Below are 14,934 nucleotides of genomic sequence, written 5' to 3'. Positions count from 1 at the left end.
TCCGCGCAGAGCCGGCGGAGCACGGCCGCTGCCTCCGGGTCGCCCGGTGCCGGCAGCGGCGCGACGTGGGCGCCGGCGCCCCGGAATCCGTACGCCGCGTCCGCACCGCAGGGAGCGCACACGGTCACCCGCAGTCCGCGCGCCACGAGCCCCTCGGTGAGCGAACGCACATGCGCACCGGTGCCGGCGCTCGCACCGTCCACGACCTGTACGGCGTGCTGCGGCGTCCGGCCGGAGGCCGGCGGTGGCGGCGTGGGGAGAAGGCTCACAGCAGGTCGAACTCCAAGGCGGGTGCGGGCGGCGCCCGTTCCGGTACGGGGCGAGGGGCGCGGCGGCGGAAGTGGACGCACAGGGCCGGTGCGGGTCGGGACGTCGGTCGGTGCTGGTACGGGTCAGTGCTGGTACGGGTCGGAGCGGTCGGTCGGTGCCGGTCGGATGCCCGGCGGTGTCGGTCGGTGCTGGTACGGGTGCGGCTCGGGAGCGGAGGCGGAAGCGGTGCGGGCGGCGCCCCCGTGCGCCGTCACGACCGGCCGGGCCTCGGGCGGGGCGGGACCGCTCGGGCCGCGCCCAGCATGCCAGCCGGTACGCGGGCGGCGGCACCGCGCCCGGTTCTCCGGTGCGGCACATCGCGCCCGTACGGTACAGGTATCACTCACGCGAGTGATGAACTGCGAGCGGCTTCCAGCCAGTCGGCGCCGGGACGCCGGGTCTCGTCGGAGCGTGCGGCGGCCTGATCCGGCCTGGGACCCCGCCCGTATCAGCCGAGACGAGCGGACCGGCCCGTCCGGCCGGGCCGTGAGACGTCCCTCACGCTTCCCTCACGCGCCCGTGCGCGCGGCCTCCAGCAGCTCTTCCGCGTGGGCGCGGGCCAGTTCGGAGTCCTCCTGTCCGGCCAGCATCCGGGACAGCTCCCGCACGCGGGCCTCCCCCTCCATGGCCCGTACGCCGCTGCGCGTGACCGAGCCGTCGTCGGTCTTCTCCACCACCAGGTGCCGGTCGGCGAACGCGGCCACCTGCGGCAGATGTGTGACGACCACGACCTGCGCCGAGCGGGCCAGCCGCGCCAGCCGCCGCCCCACCTCGACGGCGGCCTTGCCGCCGACGCCCGCGTCGACCTCGTCGAAGAGATAGGTCGGCACCGGGTCGGAGCCCGCGAAGACGACCTCGACGGCGAGCATCACCCGCGACAGTTCGCCGCCGGAGGCGCCCTTGGCGACGGGACGCGGCTGGGCTCCCGGGTGCGGAGCGAGCAGCAGCTCGACCTCGTCGGTGCCGTGCGGCCCGAACGCGACGCGGCGGCCGTCCAGTTCGAGCGCGGGCGCGTCCTCGGCGGCGTCGGAGCGGCGGATGGAGAAGGACACCCGGGCGTGCGGCATGGCCAGTTCGGACAGTTCCTCGGTGACGGCGTCCGCGAAGCGCTTGGCCGCGTCCGTACGGGCGTCCGTCAACCGCTCGGCGAGGCCGGTCAGTTCGGAGACCAGGGCGTCGCGCTCGGCGGTGAGTTCGCCGATCCGCTCATCGTCGCCCTCGAGTCGGGCGAGACGGGCGGCGCTCTCCTCGGACCAGCTCAGGACGGCGGCGATGTCCTCGCCGTACTTGCGGGTGAGCTGGCCGAGCGCCGCGCGGCGTTCCTCGACGGCGGCCAGCCGCAGCGGGTCGGCGTCCAAGTCGTCGGCGTATCCGGCGAGTTCGCCCGCGACGTCGCCCATCAGGATCGAGATCTCGCCGAGGCGGTCGGCGAGCGAGGCGAGCGCGGGGTCGTGGGCGCGCTGGGCCTCCAGGGCGCGGTGCGCGGCGGAGACGAGTGCCGCGGCGTCCACGCTCTCCGGGTCCGCGGGGTCGCCCGCGAGCGCGCCGTGCGCGGTGGTGGCCGCCGCGGCCAGCGCCTCGGCGTGGCCCAACCGCTCGGCCTCGGCGGCGAGTTCGGTGTCCTCTCCGGCGCTCGGCTCCACGGCGGCGATCTCCTCCAGGCCGTAGCGGAGCATGTCGGCCTCCTGCGCGCGTTCCCGCGCGAGGGTGGTGATCTCGTCGAGTTCGCCGCCGACCCGGCGCAGCCGCCGGTATGCGGCGCTCCACTCGGCGAGCGGTTTCGCGACGGCCTCCCCGGCGAAGCGGTCGAGTGCCTGCCGCTGCCGTGCGGGCCGCAACAGGCCCTGCTGGTCGGTCTGTCCGTGCACGGCCACGAGGTCGTCGCTCAGTTCGGCCAGCAGTCCCACGGGCACCGAACGGCCGCCCGCGTGTGCGCGTGAGCGGCCCTCGGCGGAGAGCGTACGGCTGACGAGCAGTGCGCCGTCGTCGAGTTCGGCGCCGGCCTCGCTCGCGCGGAGTGCGGCGGCCGAGTCCGGCGGCACGTCTATCCGGCCCTCGACGACCGCGGCCTTGGCCCCGGCCCGTACGAGGGCGGCGTCGGCCCGTCCGCCGAGCAGCAGCCCGAGGCTGGTGACGACCATGGTCTTGCCCGCTCCGGTCTCACCGGTCACCGCGGTGAAGCCCGGGGACAGTTCGACGACCGCGTCGTCGATGACGCCCAGGGACCTGATCCTCATCTCCTCCAACACGGGTACGACCATACGCAGTCCGCGGAGGTACCCCCACCCTCCCCCGGAGACTTCGCCCCTGGGAGGCCCCCGGACCCGGGGAAGGTGCGGCCGCCCGGCGGGGGCAGGTGTGGCGGCCGGCGGCGCGCGTCAGCCCGGTGCGCCGCGCCAACCGGCCACCGGCAGCGCGAACTTGGCGACGAGCCGGTCCGTGAAGGAGGCGTGGTGCAGCCGTGCCAGCCGCACCGGCACCGATCCGCGGCGTACCTCGACCCGTGCGCCCGCGGGCAGTTCGACGCTGCGCCGCCCGTCGCACCACATCACGCCGTGCGGCGTCTGCGGCTGCACCTCCACCGCGAGCACCGAATCGGGCGCCGTCACCAGGGGTTTGGCGAACAGCGCGTGCGCGCTGATCGGCACCATCAGCAGTGCCTCGACCTCCGGCCAGACGACGGGGCCGCCGGCCGAGAAGGCGTACGCCGTCGAACCGGTGGGTGTGGCGCATACCACGCCGTCGCCGCCGAAGCGCGAGACGGGACGGTTGTCGACCTCGGTGACGACCTCCAGCATCCGTTCGCGGGAGGCCTTCTCCACCGACGCCTCGTTGATGGCCCAGTCGCGGTGCAGGGCACGTCCGTCCGTACGGACCAGGACGTCCAGCGTCATCCGCTCCTCGACCTCGTAGCCGCGGCTCACCACCCGGTTCACGACCTTCTCCAGGTCGTCGCGCTCGGCCTCGGCGAGAAAGCCCACCCGGCCGAGGTTCACGCCCAGCATGGGCACGCCCGACGCACGGGCGAACTCGGCGCCGCGCAGCAGCGTTCCGTCGCCGCCGAGCACGATGATCAGCTCGCAGCCGTCCGCGGCGTTCTCGGTGGACGGGACCCGGTGCACCTCGGTCGGCAGCGGCAGATTGGTGGCCTCCTCCGCCAGCACCCGCACCGCGACGTCCTCGCGCAGCAGGCCCTGTACGACGAGTTCGGCGCTGCGGACGGCGGCGGGACGGCCGGTGTGGGCGAGGAGGAAGACCGTACGGGCGTCACCGGCTGTCGTCATTTCGGGCCCTCCGCCACAGCTCGCTCGACATCGGCCGCGTCGATACCGGGTGCACCGGCGCGCAGCCACAGGAAGTATTCGACATTGCCCGAGGGGCCGGGCAGCGGACTCGCCGTCACACCGAGCGCCCCGAGCCCGAGTCCGGCGGCCTGCCCCGCGACCGCGAGCACCGCTTCCGCGCGCAGTGCGGCGCTGCGGACGACGCCGCCGCTGCCCAGCCGTTCCCGGCCGACCTCGAACTGCGGCTTGACCATCAGCACCAGGTCCGCGTCCGGCGCCGAGCACCGCACGAGGGCGGGCAGCACGAGACCGAGCGGAATGAAGGACAGATCGCCGACGACGAGGTCGGCGAGGCGCCCGTCGAGGTCCTCCGGCGTCAACTCCCGTACGTTCGTACGGTCCTTGACGGTGACCCGCGCGTCGCTCCGCAGCGACCAGGCGAGTTGGCCGTATCCGACGTCCACGGCGACGACCTCGGCGGCGCCGGCGCGCAGCAGCACGTCGGTGAAGCCGCCCGTGGAGGCTCCGGCGTCCAGGGCGCGGCGCCCCTCGGTGCGCAGGCCGAGCGGCCCGAACACCGCGAGCGCGCCCGCGAGTTTGTGGCCGCCGCGGGAGACGTAGTCGGGGTCGTCGCGGTCGTCGCGTACGACGAGCGCGGCGCTCGTCTCGACCTGGGTGGCGGACTTGGCGGCGACGTTGCCGCCGACCGTGACCCGTCCGGCGGCGATGAGCTGGCTGGCGTGCTCGCGCGAACGGGCCAGATTGCGGCGCACGAGTTCCGCGTCGAGTCGGCGTCGGGGCAACTGTCAGCTCCGGCCCGGGACGTGGGCGGGGCGGGGGCCGGGGCCCGGTCCGGGCGCGGGCCGGTCGAGGGCGGAGAGCGCCTCGCGCAGCCCGCGGTGCACGTCCTCGTAGACCTCCAGATGGCCGGAGACGGCCAGGTGGTCGGCGTCCTCCAGACGCCTCAACTGCCCGTCGACGGGGGCGTGTCCGGTCGGCTCGACATGCAGCCCGAGCGGGCGCGGACCGTCGTCCTCCTCCGCGGCGTCGGCGTCTTCTGCTTCGTCGGCTGTACGGTCCTCTGCCGCGGGTGCGGCCTCTTCCGCGGCGTCGGTCCCGGTCTCGTACGCCTCACCGGACGCGGCCTCGTGCCCGTCCTCGGGAGCATGCTCGTGACCGGTCGCGTACTCGTACGCTTCCGCTTCCGACTCCGCTTCCGCCGGGGCCTCCCCGTACGGTTCGGCGCTCTCCGTCCACGAGGCCCCCGGCGGCGTCCACTCCGCCCGTACCGCGTCCGCCCGTACCGCGTCGCCCGCCGCCTCCGCGGGCCCTCCGTCCTGCTGCGCCGGCGCTGCGCCCGGCATCGGCTCGCTCATGCCCCCGACGCTACCGTCTCCGACCTGCTCCGCGCCTCGGCCGCCCGTCCGGAACTAGCCAGTGTGCGCGGCCCGCGCACGCTCCCGCGCGGCCGGTACGACCAGCGGAGTCCCGGTTTCCGGATCGTCGATCACCCGGCACGGCATGCCGAAGACCTCTTCCACGAGCCGCTCGGTGACGACCTCGCCCGGAGCGCCCTCCGCGACCACCTCGCCGTCGCGCATCGCGATCAGGTGGGTGGCGTAGCGCGCCGCGTGGTTGAGGTCGTGCAGCACGGCGACGAGGGTGCGGCCCTCCTCCTCGTGCAGTCCGGCGCACAGGTCCAGGACCTCGATCTGGTGGGCGATGTCGAGGTATGTGGTCGGCTCGTCCAGCAGCAGCAGCGGCGTCTGCTGCGCGAGCGCCATGGCGATCCACACGCGCTGCCGCTGGCCGCCGGAGAGTTCGTCGACGAAGCGGTTCTCCAGGTCCTCGACGCCGGTGGCGCGCATCGACTCCCGTACGACCCGCTCGTCCTCGCGCGACCACTGCCGCAGCAGGCTCTGGTGCGGATAGCGGCCCCGGGCCACCAGGTCGGCGACGGTGATCCCGTCGGGCGCGACGGAGGACTGCGGCAGCAGCCCGAGCGTACGGGCCAGCTTCTTCGCGGGCATCGAGCCGATGTCGCCGCCGTCCAGCAGGACGGACCCCTCGCTGGGCTTGAGCATGCGGGAGAGGGCGCGCAACAGCGTGGACTTGCCGCACGCGTTGGGGCCGACGACCACCGTGAAGGACTTGTCCGGCACAGCGACGCTCAACTCGCGCGAGACGGTGCGCTGGTCGTAGGCGAGGGTGAGGCCGTCGCCGGTGAGCCGGGGTGTGCCGTGCGAAGTGCCCTCCGGCTGGAGGGACTTGGGCTGCGGCACGGCCTTCTCGGTGGTCTGCTGACTCTTCACGGTCGTCGTCCTCGCACTCGTCGTCGCGCCGGTCGCGCTCGTTCCCGCATCCGTATCCGTACTCGTGTCCGTACGCGTGTCCGTACGCGTGTCCGGAGTCTCGCCGGTGGTCATATCCGCCCCGCCCTGCGCTCGGTCGCCAGCAGCCACACCAGATAGCCGCCGCCCAGCACGCCGGTGACCACGCCGACGGGCAACTCCTGCCCGCCGAAGGCCCGTTGGGCCGCGAAGTCCGCGGAGACCAGCAGCACGGCCCCCATGCACATCGACGGCACCAGATTGGGTCCGGGCGACTTCGTCAGCCGCCGTGCGAGCTGCGGAGCCGTCAGCGCGACGAACGCCACCGGCCCGGCCGCCGCGGCCGCGAGAGCCACCAGCAGCACGGCCGAGGCGAGCAGCGTCAGGCGCACCCGCTCCACCCGTACGCCCAGCGCGCTGGCCGCGTCGTCGCCCATCTCCATCATCCGCAGCCCGCGTTCGCACCCGAGCAGGACGAGGGGCACCAGCACCGCGAGCGCGGCCAGCAGCGGTCCCGCGTTCCCCCAGCCCCGTCCGTCCAGGCTGCCGGTCATCCACAGCACCGCGCGGCCGGCCTCGGTGATCTGCGCCTTGGTGAGGAGATAGCCGTTGACGCCGGTGAGCATGGCGGCGACGCCGATGCCCACGAGCACCAGCCGGTAGCCGTGGATGCCGCCGCGCCACGCGAGTCCGTAGACGGCGACGCCGGTGACGACGCCGCCGATCAGCGCACCGCCCGCGAGCGCCGCGCTGCCGCCGCCGACGATCACGATGGCGGTGAGCGCACCCGTCGCGGAGCCGTGTGTGAAGCCGAGCACGTCCGGGCTGCCGAGCGGATTGCGTACGACCGCCTGGAAGACCGCGCCCGCCAGCGCCAGCGCGACGCCGACCGCGAGGGCGGTGACGAGGCGCGGCAGCCGCAGCTCCTGCACGATGAACGCGTCGGCGGCGTCGCCCTGTCCGACGAGGGTGCGGACCACGTCCCCGGGCGCCATCGGGTATTCGCCGCTGCCGATGGCGAGGACCCCCACCGCCAGCGCCACCGCCGCGCACGCCGTGCCCGCGAGCACCGCGCGCGGCCGGAGGGTGACGGAGTAGCCGCCCGCCGTACGTATCACGCTCATGCCTGCGCCACCTTCCGGCGCCGTACGAAGTAGAGGAAGAACGGACCGCCGAGCACGACGGTGACGATGCCGACCTGGAGTTCGGCCGGGCGCCCGAGCACCCGTCCCAGCACGTCCGCGCCGAGCATCAGCACGGGCGCGAGCAGCGCGCAGTACGGCAGCATCCAGCGCAGGTCGGGCCCGGTCAGCGAGCGCACCATGTGCGGCACCATCAGGCCGACGAAGACGATGGGTCCGCAGGCCGCGGTGGCCGCCCCGCACAGCAGTGTGACGGCCACGATGGCGGCGCTGCGGGTGAGTTCGGGACGGGAGCCCAGCGCGCGGGCCGCGTCGTCGCCCAGGGCGAGGGCGTTGAGCGGACGGGCCAGGGCCAGGGCCACCAGCACCCCGGCGAGCACGAACGGCAGCGCCTGGAGGTTGGTGTCGTCCTGTGCGCGGGCCAGCGAGCCGACCGTCCAGAAGCGCATCCGGTCCAGCGACGCGGTGTCCAGCAACTGCACCGCGTTCACATAGGAGATGAGGGCCGCGTTGAGCGCCGTGCCCGCGAGCGCGAGCCGCGCCGGTGTCGCACCGCGCCCGCCGCCCACCGCGTACACGGCGACCGAGACGGCCGCGGCGCCCGCGAAGGCGAAGCCGATGTAGCCGGTGTATCCGGAGACCCCGAAGAAGGAGATCGCGGTGACGACGGCCGCCGCGGCACCGCCGTTGATGCCCAGCAGCCCGGGGTCGGCGAGCGGATTGCGGGTCAGGGCCTGCATCACGCCGCCCGCGAGCCCGAGCGCGGCGCCGGCGAGCAGTCCGAGGACCGTGCGCGGCAGACGCATCTCGTGCACCACGGAGTACGTGGCGGAACCGGGGTCGTTCAGACCCTGAAGCACCTCGGACGGCGAGAGCTGCTTCGCCCCGACGGCGATGCTCAGCGCGAGGACGAGCAGCAACAGGCCCGCGGCGAGCAGGAGTCCGCCGGCGCGGAGCAGCACGGCGCCGCGGGCGGAGCCCGGCGCGGACGTCCGCTCGTGACTCTGCTCACCGTCCCCGCGGCCGGCTTCGCCGGTCCTTCCCGTCTTCCGTGTCGGTGCGGGCGATGCGGGGCGCTCGGGGTCCTCGGCCCCCGGGCTTCCCGAACTGCCCGTTCTCTGGCGGGACTTGATGAGAGTCACGTACCGGCTCCGGTCGAGGTGAGGGGCGCGTGGGCCGCCTGCCACTGGACAACTAGGACTTTGGTTAGGTTAACCTAACTGACCAGTGCGGCCCACAGCCGACCGTAAGACACTGAGAAGAGAAGGCTCCCTCATGCCCGTTTCGTCCGCGTCCCCCAGTCTCTCCCGCCGTGGTCTGCTGGCCGCCGGCGGCGCCGCGGGACTGGGCGCACTGCTCACCGCCTGCGGCAGCGAGGGTGATTCCAACTCCGGCTCGGGCAAGGGCTCCTGGTCCTTCACCGACGACCGCAAGAAGAAGGTCAGCCTCGACGGACGGCCGCAGCGCGTGGTCGCCTACGTGGGCACCGCCGCGGCCCTGCACGACTTCGGTGCGGGCGACGCGATCGTCGGCGTCTTCGGCCCGACGAAGAAGAAGAACGGCGAGGCGGACGTCCTGGCCGGCGATCTGGACGTCAAGAAGCTGGAGATCATCGGCAACGCCTACGGCGAGTTCGACATCGAGAAGTACGCGAAGACCCACCCCGAGCTGCTCGTGACGAACATGTACGTCAAGAACGCGCTCTGGTACGTCCCGGACGAGAGCAAGGCCAAGATCCTCAAGCTCGCCCCGGCCCTCGCGCTGAAGACCGCCGAGACCTCGATGCTCGACGCGATCAAACGCTTCGCCGAACTCGCCGGCGACCTCGGTGCGGACCTGAAGGCCAAGCGCGTCACCGATGCCAAGGAGCGCTTCGAGAAGGCGTCCGAGCGGCTGCGCAAGGCGGCGAAGGCGAGCGGCGGTCTGAAGGTCATGGCGGCCTCCGGCGCACCGGACCTGATGTACGTCTCCGACCCCTCGGCCAACGCCGACCTGCGCTACTTCAAGGAGCTGGGCGTCGACGTCGTCGTCCCCGAAAAGGTCAGCGAGCAGGGCTTCTTCGAGGAACTGAGCTGGGAGAACGCCGACAAGTACAAGGCCGACGTGATCATGCTCGACAACCGTACGCAGGCGCTCCAGCCGCCCGCCCTCAAGTCGAAGCCGACCTGGTCCGACCTGCCCGCCGTCAAGGCCGACCAGGTCACGACGTGGGACGCCGAACCGCGCTTCTCCTACGCGGGCGCCGCCCCGCTGCTGGAGCAGCTCGCCAAGGCGGTCGAGGACGGCAAGAAGGTCGGCTAGCCCGCTCGCCCTCACCCGCCCCACCGACCCTGACCGCAGATCGCAGACCGCCCACTGCCGACCGCCGTCCGCCCTCGTCGACGCCCCGCAGCGAGCACCGGAGCACCGCGCACACCCGGCGCGGCCCATGCGAACAGCGAGCGGCCACGGCCGGGTTCGTCACCGCGAACCCCGGCCGCGGCCCGAGCAGCACCCCTCAGTACGTACCGAAACACCGCGCCGCACGGCACACCCCGTACGGGAGGAGAGCCCTCAGCATGAGCACCGCAGCCCCCGAAGCCCCAGCGCGTACCGTCCCGTTCGAGTTCTTCGACGTCCATGTCGTACGGGCCCGGAGGCTGGGCCCCACGATGCTCCGCGTCACCCTCGGCGGGGAGCCGCTGCGGCGGCTGAGCGCCGGCGGACGCGACCAGCGCATCAAACTCTTCCTGCCGCAGTCCGGCCAGCAGGCGCCGCTCGTCCCGACGGACGCGGGCGAGGCGTGGTTCACCGTCTGGCGCTCCATGGACCCGTCGGTGCGCGGCATCATGCGCTCCTACACCGTGCGCGAGCAACGCCGCGTCCCGCAGGACGAGTTGGACATCGACTTCGTCCTGCACGGCGTCGGCGACCCGGCCGACGCCGACAGCGCGGGCTTCGTGGCGGCCGGACCGGCCTCCCGCTGGGCGGCCACCGCGCGTCCCGGCGACCGTGTGACGATTTTGGGCCCGACCGTGGAGGACAACGGCGGCGTCGACTTCCGTCCGCCCGCCGGAACGGACTGGGTGCTCATCAGCGGCGACGAGACGGCGCTGCCGGCCGTGGCCGGGATCCTGGGCTGGCTGCCGCCGGGCATGCCCGCCAAGGTGTGGATCGAGGTCCCGCACGCCGAGGACATCCAGGAGCTGACGACGGTCGCCGACGCTGACATCACCTGGCTCGTCCGCGACAACACCGCAGAGCACCGTACGGAGTTCCACCGCGCCTCGATCGCCTCGGCGCAGTTGCCCGAGGGCACCCCGTACGCCTGGATCGCGGGCGAGGCGGGCACCGTCAAGACGCTGCGGCGGCACCTCGTGGGCGAGCGCGGATTCGACCGCAAGCGCGTCACGTTCACCGGGTACTGGCGGCAGGACACGACGGAGGAGCAGTTGGTCGAGGAGGCGGTCTCGGGCGCCGCGGCGGCGGCTGCCGGAAGCGAGTGACGAGGGCGGTCCGGATCCTGGGATCCCGGCCGCTGTCCCGGCCCGTGCGCCCGCCGCGGGTGAACCCTCGCCCGTGAACTCGCCTCCGGGGCCCGTGACGTGGGCCTCCGGAACCAGCCGGGGGGAGAGAGACAGGGACGGGCCGCGTCGTGCCCCACCGTGCTCCGGTACGGCGCGGCCCGTTCCGCGGTCAGGGTGCGGGAGGCGCGGGCGGCCCGTGCGGGCCGCCCGTGTCCGGTGCACCGGACGCCCCTCCACGCCCCTCCTCCGGTACGAGGGGCGTGGCGCTCCAGTCGAAGTACGAGCCCACCATGTCCGCGAACGTCGGCCCGCCGGCCCGCTCCGGCCTGATGTGCAGCCGGTCGGCGAAGGGCCGCCGTCCCGTCACGCGGTGCGGGCTCTCCACCGCCACGTACCGTACGCACGGCGACCAGCGGTGCAGCGGCGTGAGGTCGACGCTCCGGCTGCCCGCCCGCGCCGACAGGGCGAGGACGACGTTCTCCGCGCCGGGGAAGACCTCCGGCAGCGGCCCGAGCCCCGCCTCCCCGACCACGGTGCGCAGCGCGAGCTGCCGCACCTGCGGAAGCCGTGGCGCGCGGGCGAGTTCGGACGTGTCCGTGACGTGCAGGACCAGCGAGCGCAGCGCGGGCAGCTCGGCGAGGCGGGCCAGCGCGTCCGCGCCGGTCGTCGGACGCGGCACCATCACCCGCTCCAGTCCCCGCAGTTGCTCGACGCCCGCCAGCCCTGCGGGTTCGGCCCGCAGCCCGTCGACGCGCAGCTCCCGCAGCGACGGCGTCCCGGTGCTCCCGGTGCTCCCTTCCTCCGGCAGCCGGGTCTCCCCCGCCCCGGAGAGCAGCGGCTCCGGCAGCCTCCCCTGCACGGTGAGCCGCAGCAGCCGCGGCATGCGCAGTACGGGAGCGAGGCCGAGGTCCTCGGGCACGCCGAGAAGCTCCAACTGCCGCAGCGGCAGCCGCTGGAGGGGTACGAGGCTCTCCAGCTCCGCGCAGTCCTCGATACGCAGATACTCCGGCCCGCGCCGGGCGGCGAACTGTCCGGCGAGCCGTTCCGCCAGCTCTCCCCGCGCGCACTGCGCCGCCAGTCCGCTCCCGGCCACCACCTCGCAGACCGTGCCGAGCTGTTCGAGGGCCGCCAGTTCGCGCATGTCGCCGAGGTGCAGCCGGACGCCGTCCAGGGAGACATGGGAGAGCACGTCGCCGGCGTAGCGGACGGTGTCGAAGTTCCCCCAGGCGTCGGCTAGTCGCTGCCGTACGCCGCGCGCGGCGTGGTCCCGGTACTGCCGCAGCAGATGCAGCGCCCGGTTGCCGCCGAGCCGCCCGGCGATCTGCACCGCGGCCTCGGCCTCGCGCTCGCCGCGTACCTCGGCGGCCTCCGGCACGATGTCGAGGACGACGGGACCCACGTCGACCAGCAGCCGTACCGCCCTCTCGTCGTCCTCGGGCGGCGGCCACAGGGCGCGTCCGTAGGTCTGCGTCTTCTCCCGCATCCCGACGCCGAGCGTCGTGACGTACTCCAGACCCGAGACGGCCAGCAGATGGAGCCGCCGCCAGCGCAGGCCGAGGCTCGCCCGCCGCGCGGCCTCGCCCTTCTCCAGCAGCCCGTCGAGCACTTCGGCGCACTCGCGTTCGCGGCAGTGGCCGAGCGTCATGCGGACGACGTCCTCCCACTGATCCTTGTGGGCGTTGTCCACGAGCAGGCCGAACAGCTCGTCCTCGACGATCTGCCGTGCGGCCAGGAAGTCCTGGAACACGCGGTGCACGAAGCTCAGGGTGTTCTCGGCGGGCTGGAGCAGCAGCCCCGTGCGCAGCAGCAGAAAGCGCAGAACCTCCGGCGCCTGCGCCGACTTGGCCACCTGCGGCATGGCGGGCAGGGCACGCTCGACGATGCGTTCGGCGCTGCCGCGGTGCACCTCGGCGCGGCCGTTCTGGAGCAGCCAGAAGGCGATGCGCTGGAGCATCCGCATCTCCGCGGGGGCCGAGGGGTTGATGCCCTCCGGCGGCTGCACTTCGCGTTCCTCGTCGCGGCGCAGCAGCAGCATGGTCAGGGCGGCCTCGTACAACGCCATGCGGTTGCGCGGGAGTTCCCTGTGGCGGTCCCGGTGCAGGGCGCAGATCAGCGCGCACAGCAGCGGGCTGGTGGCGAGCTGCCGCAGATCGGGCTTGGTCTGGAGGGTGTTGACGAGGCTGTCGCGCAGTTCGGCGACGGCTGCGCGCTCCCGCGCCGGCACGGTGGTCGCCACGGCGGCGTGCCAGCGGTGCACGAAGCGCTCGGCGTCGTGGCGGCTCAGGTCGAGCAGCATGACCTCGCTGAACGCGGACTCCTGGAGCCAGCCGGTCTCCAGCGCGGACGGGCGGCTGGTCACCAGGCAGTACGACTCCGGGTAGAGGCCGAGGAGTTCGGCGACCCATGCGCGCACCCGCTCCCGGTCGGCCTCCGGCGCCTCGTCCACGCCGTCGATGAGCAGCATGCCGCGCCCCGACCGCAGGACCCGCAACGTCCAGCCGTCCGGCTCCTCTTCGTGGATGAGCTGCCCGACGGACGAGAGGAAACTGCCGGGGCCAGGCAGCTCCGCGTCCGGCGTACGGGTCAGTGTCCGTACGGGCAGCACGAACGGCACGTGTCCCGCGAGGTGTTCGAGGCCGGTGCCGGACAGCCGGCGGGTGGCGGCAGAGACCGCGAGCCACTGCACCAGCGTGGTCTTCCCCGAGCCCGCCTCGCCGCGCAGCATCACGCGGGGATGCAGGGCGAGCGCTTCCTCCACACGGCGGCGCGTGCCCGCGTACGCCCCGCCGGTCTGCGAGGTCTCCAGGCTCAGATACGCCTCGCCCAGCGGCCACTGCGCGCGTCCCGGATCGGAGAAGTCGACGCCGAAGATGCGCAGCCGGCCGTGCCTCTCGGCCAGCCGCGCCAGGTAGCGCTTCTCGAAGGCGGCGTCCTCGGCCGACTGGTCCGTCAGCCGGGTCAGCGCCTGGTCGACCCGCTGCACCAGCTCGTCCAGCATCCGTACGGTCTCCACGGCCGTCGCCGCGGGAAAGGTCTCCCGCCGGGTGAAGAAGTGCAGGATGTGCAGGCAGGCGAGCTCCAGCAGGCTGTCGTAGAGCGCCTCGCCGTCCGCGGACAGGTGCCGCACCGCGGCGCGCGCGGTCTCGTCGGCGGCGCGGCGCAGCACCAGCGCGAGGCCGTCGGGGCGCAGCCGTACGGCCTGCGCCTCGTCCATGCCGATGTCTCCGAGCGAGTGCAGCGTCCCGGCGAGTGCGTCGGCCACCGCCGTCTCCTCGTCGGCGGCCACGGGCGGTTCGCCCGGCTCGTTGCGTAACGCCTCGCGCACCAACTGCTCGGCCACGCGCCGCACTTCGGCCTCGCCGAGCGTGCTCTTCTCGCTCCAGGCGACGAGCGCGTCGAGACGTACGGGCGATCCGACGAGCCCGGCGCCCGGGCCCGGCTGCCGGAAGAGGCGGCGGACGAGCGGTCCGGCGACGGCCGAGGAGACGCGCGCGCCGATGCTGATGGGTTCCATGAGCCCCCGTTGCTGCGGTCCGGTCCGTGCTCAGGCGTACCCGGGGCCGCATGCTCGGGCACGCACCTCGCGTACGTGGCAAGTGACCTAGCGTAGGCGGGAGTTGACGGCGTATCAGCTCTCCGGCAGATGCCGCATATGCCGACGCGCCCGCTCTCGGGCCCGGTACGCCCTCAAAGACGCAGCCCCGCAAGGGCCTTGTCCGCGTCCAGCGGGCAACTCCCCTGCCCCGCCGCCGTCCAGGCCGCGGCGCACAGGGCGCGCAGCCCGTCCAGCGCGTCGTCCCCGCCGCCGTCCGCGCTCGCCGCCTCCTCGGCGCCCCCGGCGCGCTCCGCGTCCTCAGCCCGCTCCAGTACGAGCCCGTCCGCACCGGCCCGCGCCCGCCAACCGCCGCACCGGAAGCCCGACTCGGCGTCACCGCCCACCTCCGGGTGGGCCAGCGCCAGTCCGCGCAGATCCCGCGCCACATACGACGGGCGGTGCTCGGGCGGCGCCGCCAGAAGCTGTACCGCGTCCGTCACCCCGGTCAGGACGAGCAGCGAGTCGACCCCGCCGACGTACGCGCCCTCGATGTCGGTGTCGAGCCGGTCCCCGACGACCAGCGGCCGCCGGGCGCCGGTGCGCAGGATCGTCTCGCGGTGCATGGGCGGGCGCGGCTTCCCCGCGATCTGCGGCTCGGGCGCCTCGCGCATCCACCGCGTCGCCAGCCGTACGACCTCGACGGCCGCGCCGTTGCCGGGCAGTATGCCGCGGTCGCCGGGCACGGTGAGGTCGCCGTTCGAGGCGTACCACGCGGCGCCGCGCCCGACGGCGAGCGCCGCCTCGCCCAGCCGTCCCCACGGCAGCCCG

The 14,934-nt window shown here is 73.9% G+C and carries 12 protein-coding genes; 2 read left to right on the top strand and 10 right to left on the bottom strand.

The window, feature by feature from the left end; all coding sequences use genetic code 11:
• From AN218_RS20915 to AN218_RS20880, 8 genes are all read right to left on the bottom strand, one after another.
• A partial coding sequence (locus AN218_RS20915) for a glycosyltransferase (protein WP_216311788.1) occupies window positions 1-269 on the bottom strand: 269 nt, incomplete at its 3' end.
• A gap of 549 nt (window positions 270-818) precedes the next feature.
• On the bottom strand, window positions 819-2,570 hold the full coding sequence (gene recN / locus AN218_RS20910) for a DNA repair protein RecN (RefSeq protein WP_070018430.1): 1,752 nt from the start codon (window positions 2,568-2,570) through the stop codon (window positions 819-821).
• 117 nt (window positions 2,571-2,687) lie between these two features.
• Window positions 2,688-3,593, bottom strand: a complete 906-nt coding sequence (locus AN218_RS20905; protein ID WP_070018429.1) for an NAD kinase — start codon at window positions 3,591-3,593, stop codon at window positions 2,688-2,690.
• Complete coding sequence (locus tag AN218_RS20900; RefSeq protein ID WP_070018428.1) at window positions 3,590-4,396, bottom strand: TlyA family RNA methyltransferase; 807 nt, start codon at window positions 4,394-4,396, stop codon at window positions 3,590-3,592. Before AN218_RS20900 ends, AN218_RS20905 begins: the two co-directional genes overlap by 4 nt.
• Window positions 4,397-4,399: 3 nt before the next feature.
• Complete coding sequence (locus AN218_RS39085; protein ID WP_420855997.1) at window positions 4,400-4,969, bottom strand: hypothetical protein; 570 nt, start codon at window positions 4,967-4,969, stop codon at window positions 4,400-4,402.
• A gap of 54 nt (window positions 4,970-5,023) precedes the next feature.
• Window positions 5,024-5,875, bottom strand: coding sequence for an ABC transporter ATP-binding protein (locus AN218_RS20890; protein ID WP_070018432.1), 852 nt, complete (start codon window positions 5,873-5,875; stop codon window positions 5,024-5,026).
• Window positions 5,876-6,015: 140 nt separating this feature from the next.
• Window positions 6,016-7,047, bottom strand: a complete 1,032-nt coding sequence (locus AN218_RS20885) for a FecCD family ABC transporter permease (protein ID WP_070018427.1) — start codon at window positions 7,045-7,047, stop codon at window positions 6,016-6,018.
• Complete coding sequence (locus tag AN218_RS20880; protein ID WP_070018431.1) at window positions 7,044-8,027, bottom strand: FecCD family ABC transporter permease; 984 nt, start codon at window positions 8,025-8,027, stop codon at window positions 7,044-7,046. Before AN218_RS20880 ends, AN218_RS20885 begins: the two co-directional genes overlap by 4 nt.
• Window positions 8,028-8,340: 313 nt before the next feature.
• Here AN218_RS20880 and AN218_RS20875 point away from each other — a divergent pair, with 313 nt between their 5' ends.
• A complete protein-coding gene (locus AN218_RS20875) occupies window positions 8,341-9,366 on the top strand; it encodes an ABC transporter substrate-binding protein (protein WP_070018426.1) in 1,026 nt (341 codons plus the stop codon).
• 257 nt (window positions 9,367-9,623) lie between these two features.
• Entirely contained in the window at window positions 9,624-10,550 is a 927-nt protein-coding gene (locus tag AN218_RS20870; RefSeq protein WP_070018425.1) for a siderophore-interacting protein, read from the top strand.
• Between the two features lie 190 nt (window positions 10,551-10,740).
• Here the strand turns inward: AN218_RS20870 and AN218_RS20865 are convergent, their stop codons facing one another.
• Together AN218_RS20865 and AN218_RS20860 are read right to left on the bottom strand one after the other, a co-directional pair.
• Window positions 10,741-14,085, bottom strand: a complete 3,345-nt coding sequence (locus AN218_RS20865; protein WP_070018424.1) for an NACHT domain-containing protein — start codon at window positions 14,083-14,085, stop codon at window positions 10,741-10,743.
• Between the two features lie 173 nt (window positions 14,086-14,258).
• Window positions 14,259-14,934: HAD hydrolase-like protein (locus tag AN218_RS20860; protein WP_171908740.1), on the bottom strand; the 676-nt coding region annotated here is incomplete at its 5' end.

The sequence above is a fragment of the Streptomyces nanshensis genome (assembly GCF_001751255.1).
Lineage (GTDB): Bacteria > Actinomycetota > Actinomycetes > Streptomycetales > Streptomycetaceae > Streptomyces > Streptomyces nanshensis_A.
The sequence above is the reverse complement of the archived record's forward strand: the minus strand, read 5'-3'. Positions and strand labels throughout refer to the sequence as shown.

Coding starts and splice junctions, on each gene's coding strand:
- AN218_RS20865 (WP_070018424.1), bottom strand. CDS start 14,085: ATGGAACCCATCAGCATCGGCGCGCGCGTCTCCTCGGCCGTCGCCGGA.
- AN218_RS20905 (WP_070018429.1), bottom strand. CDS start 3,593: ATGACGACAGCCGGTGACGCCCGTACGGTCTTCCTCCTCGCCCACACC.
- AN218_RS20885 (WP_070018427.1), bottom strand. CDS start 7,047: ATGAGCGTGATACGTACGGCGGGCGGCTACTCCGTCACCCTCCGGCCG.
- AN218_RS39085 (WP_420855997.1), bottom strand. CDS start 4,969: ATGAGCGAGCCGATGCCGGGCGCAGCGCCGGCGCAGCAGGACGGAGGG.
- AN218_RS20870 (WP_070018425.1), top strand. CDS start 9,624: ATGAGCACCGCAGCCCCCGAAGCCCCAGCGCGTACCGTCCCGTTCGAG.
- recN (WP_070018430.1), bottom strand. CDS start 2,570: ATGGTCGTACCCGTGTTGGAGGAGATGAGGATCAGGTCCCTGGGCGTC.
- AN218_RS20875 (WP_070018426.1), top strand. CDS start 8,341: ATGCCCGTTTCGTCCGCGTCCCCCAGTCTCTCCCGCCGTGGTCTGCTG.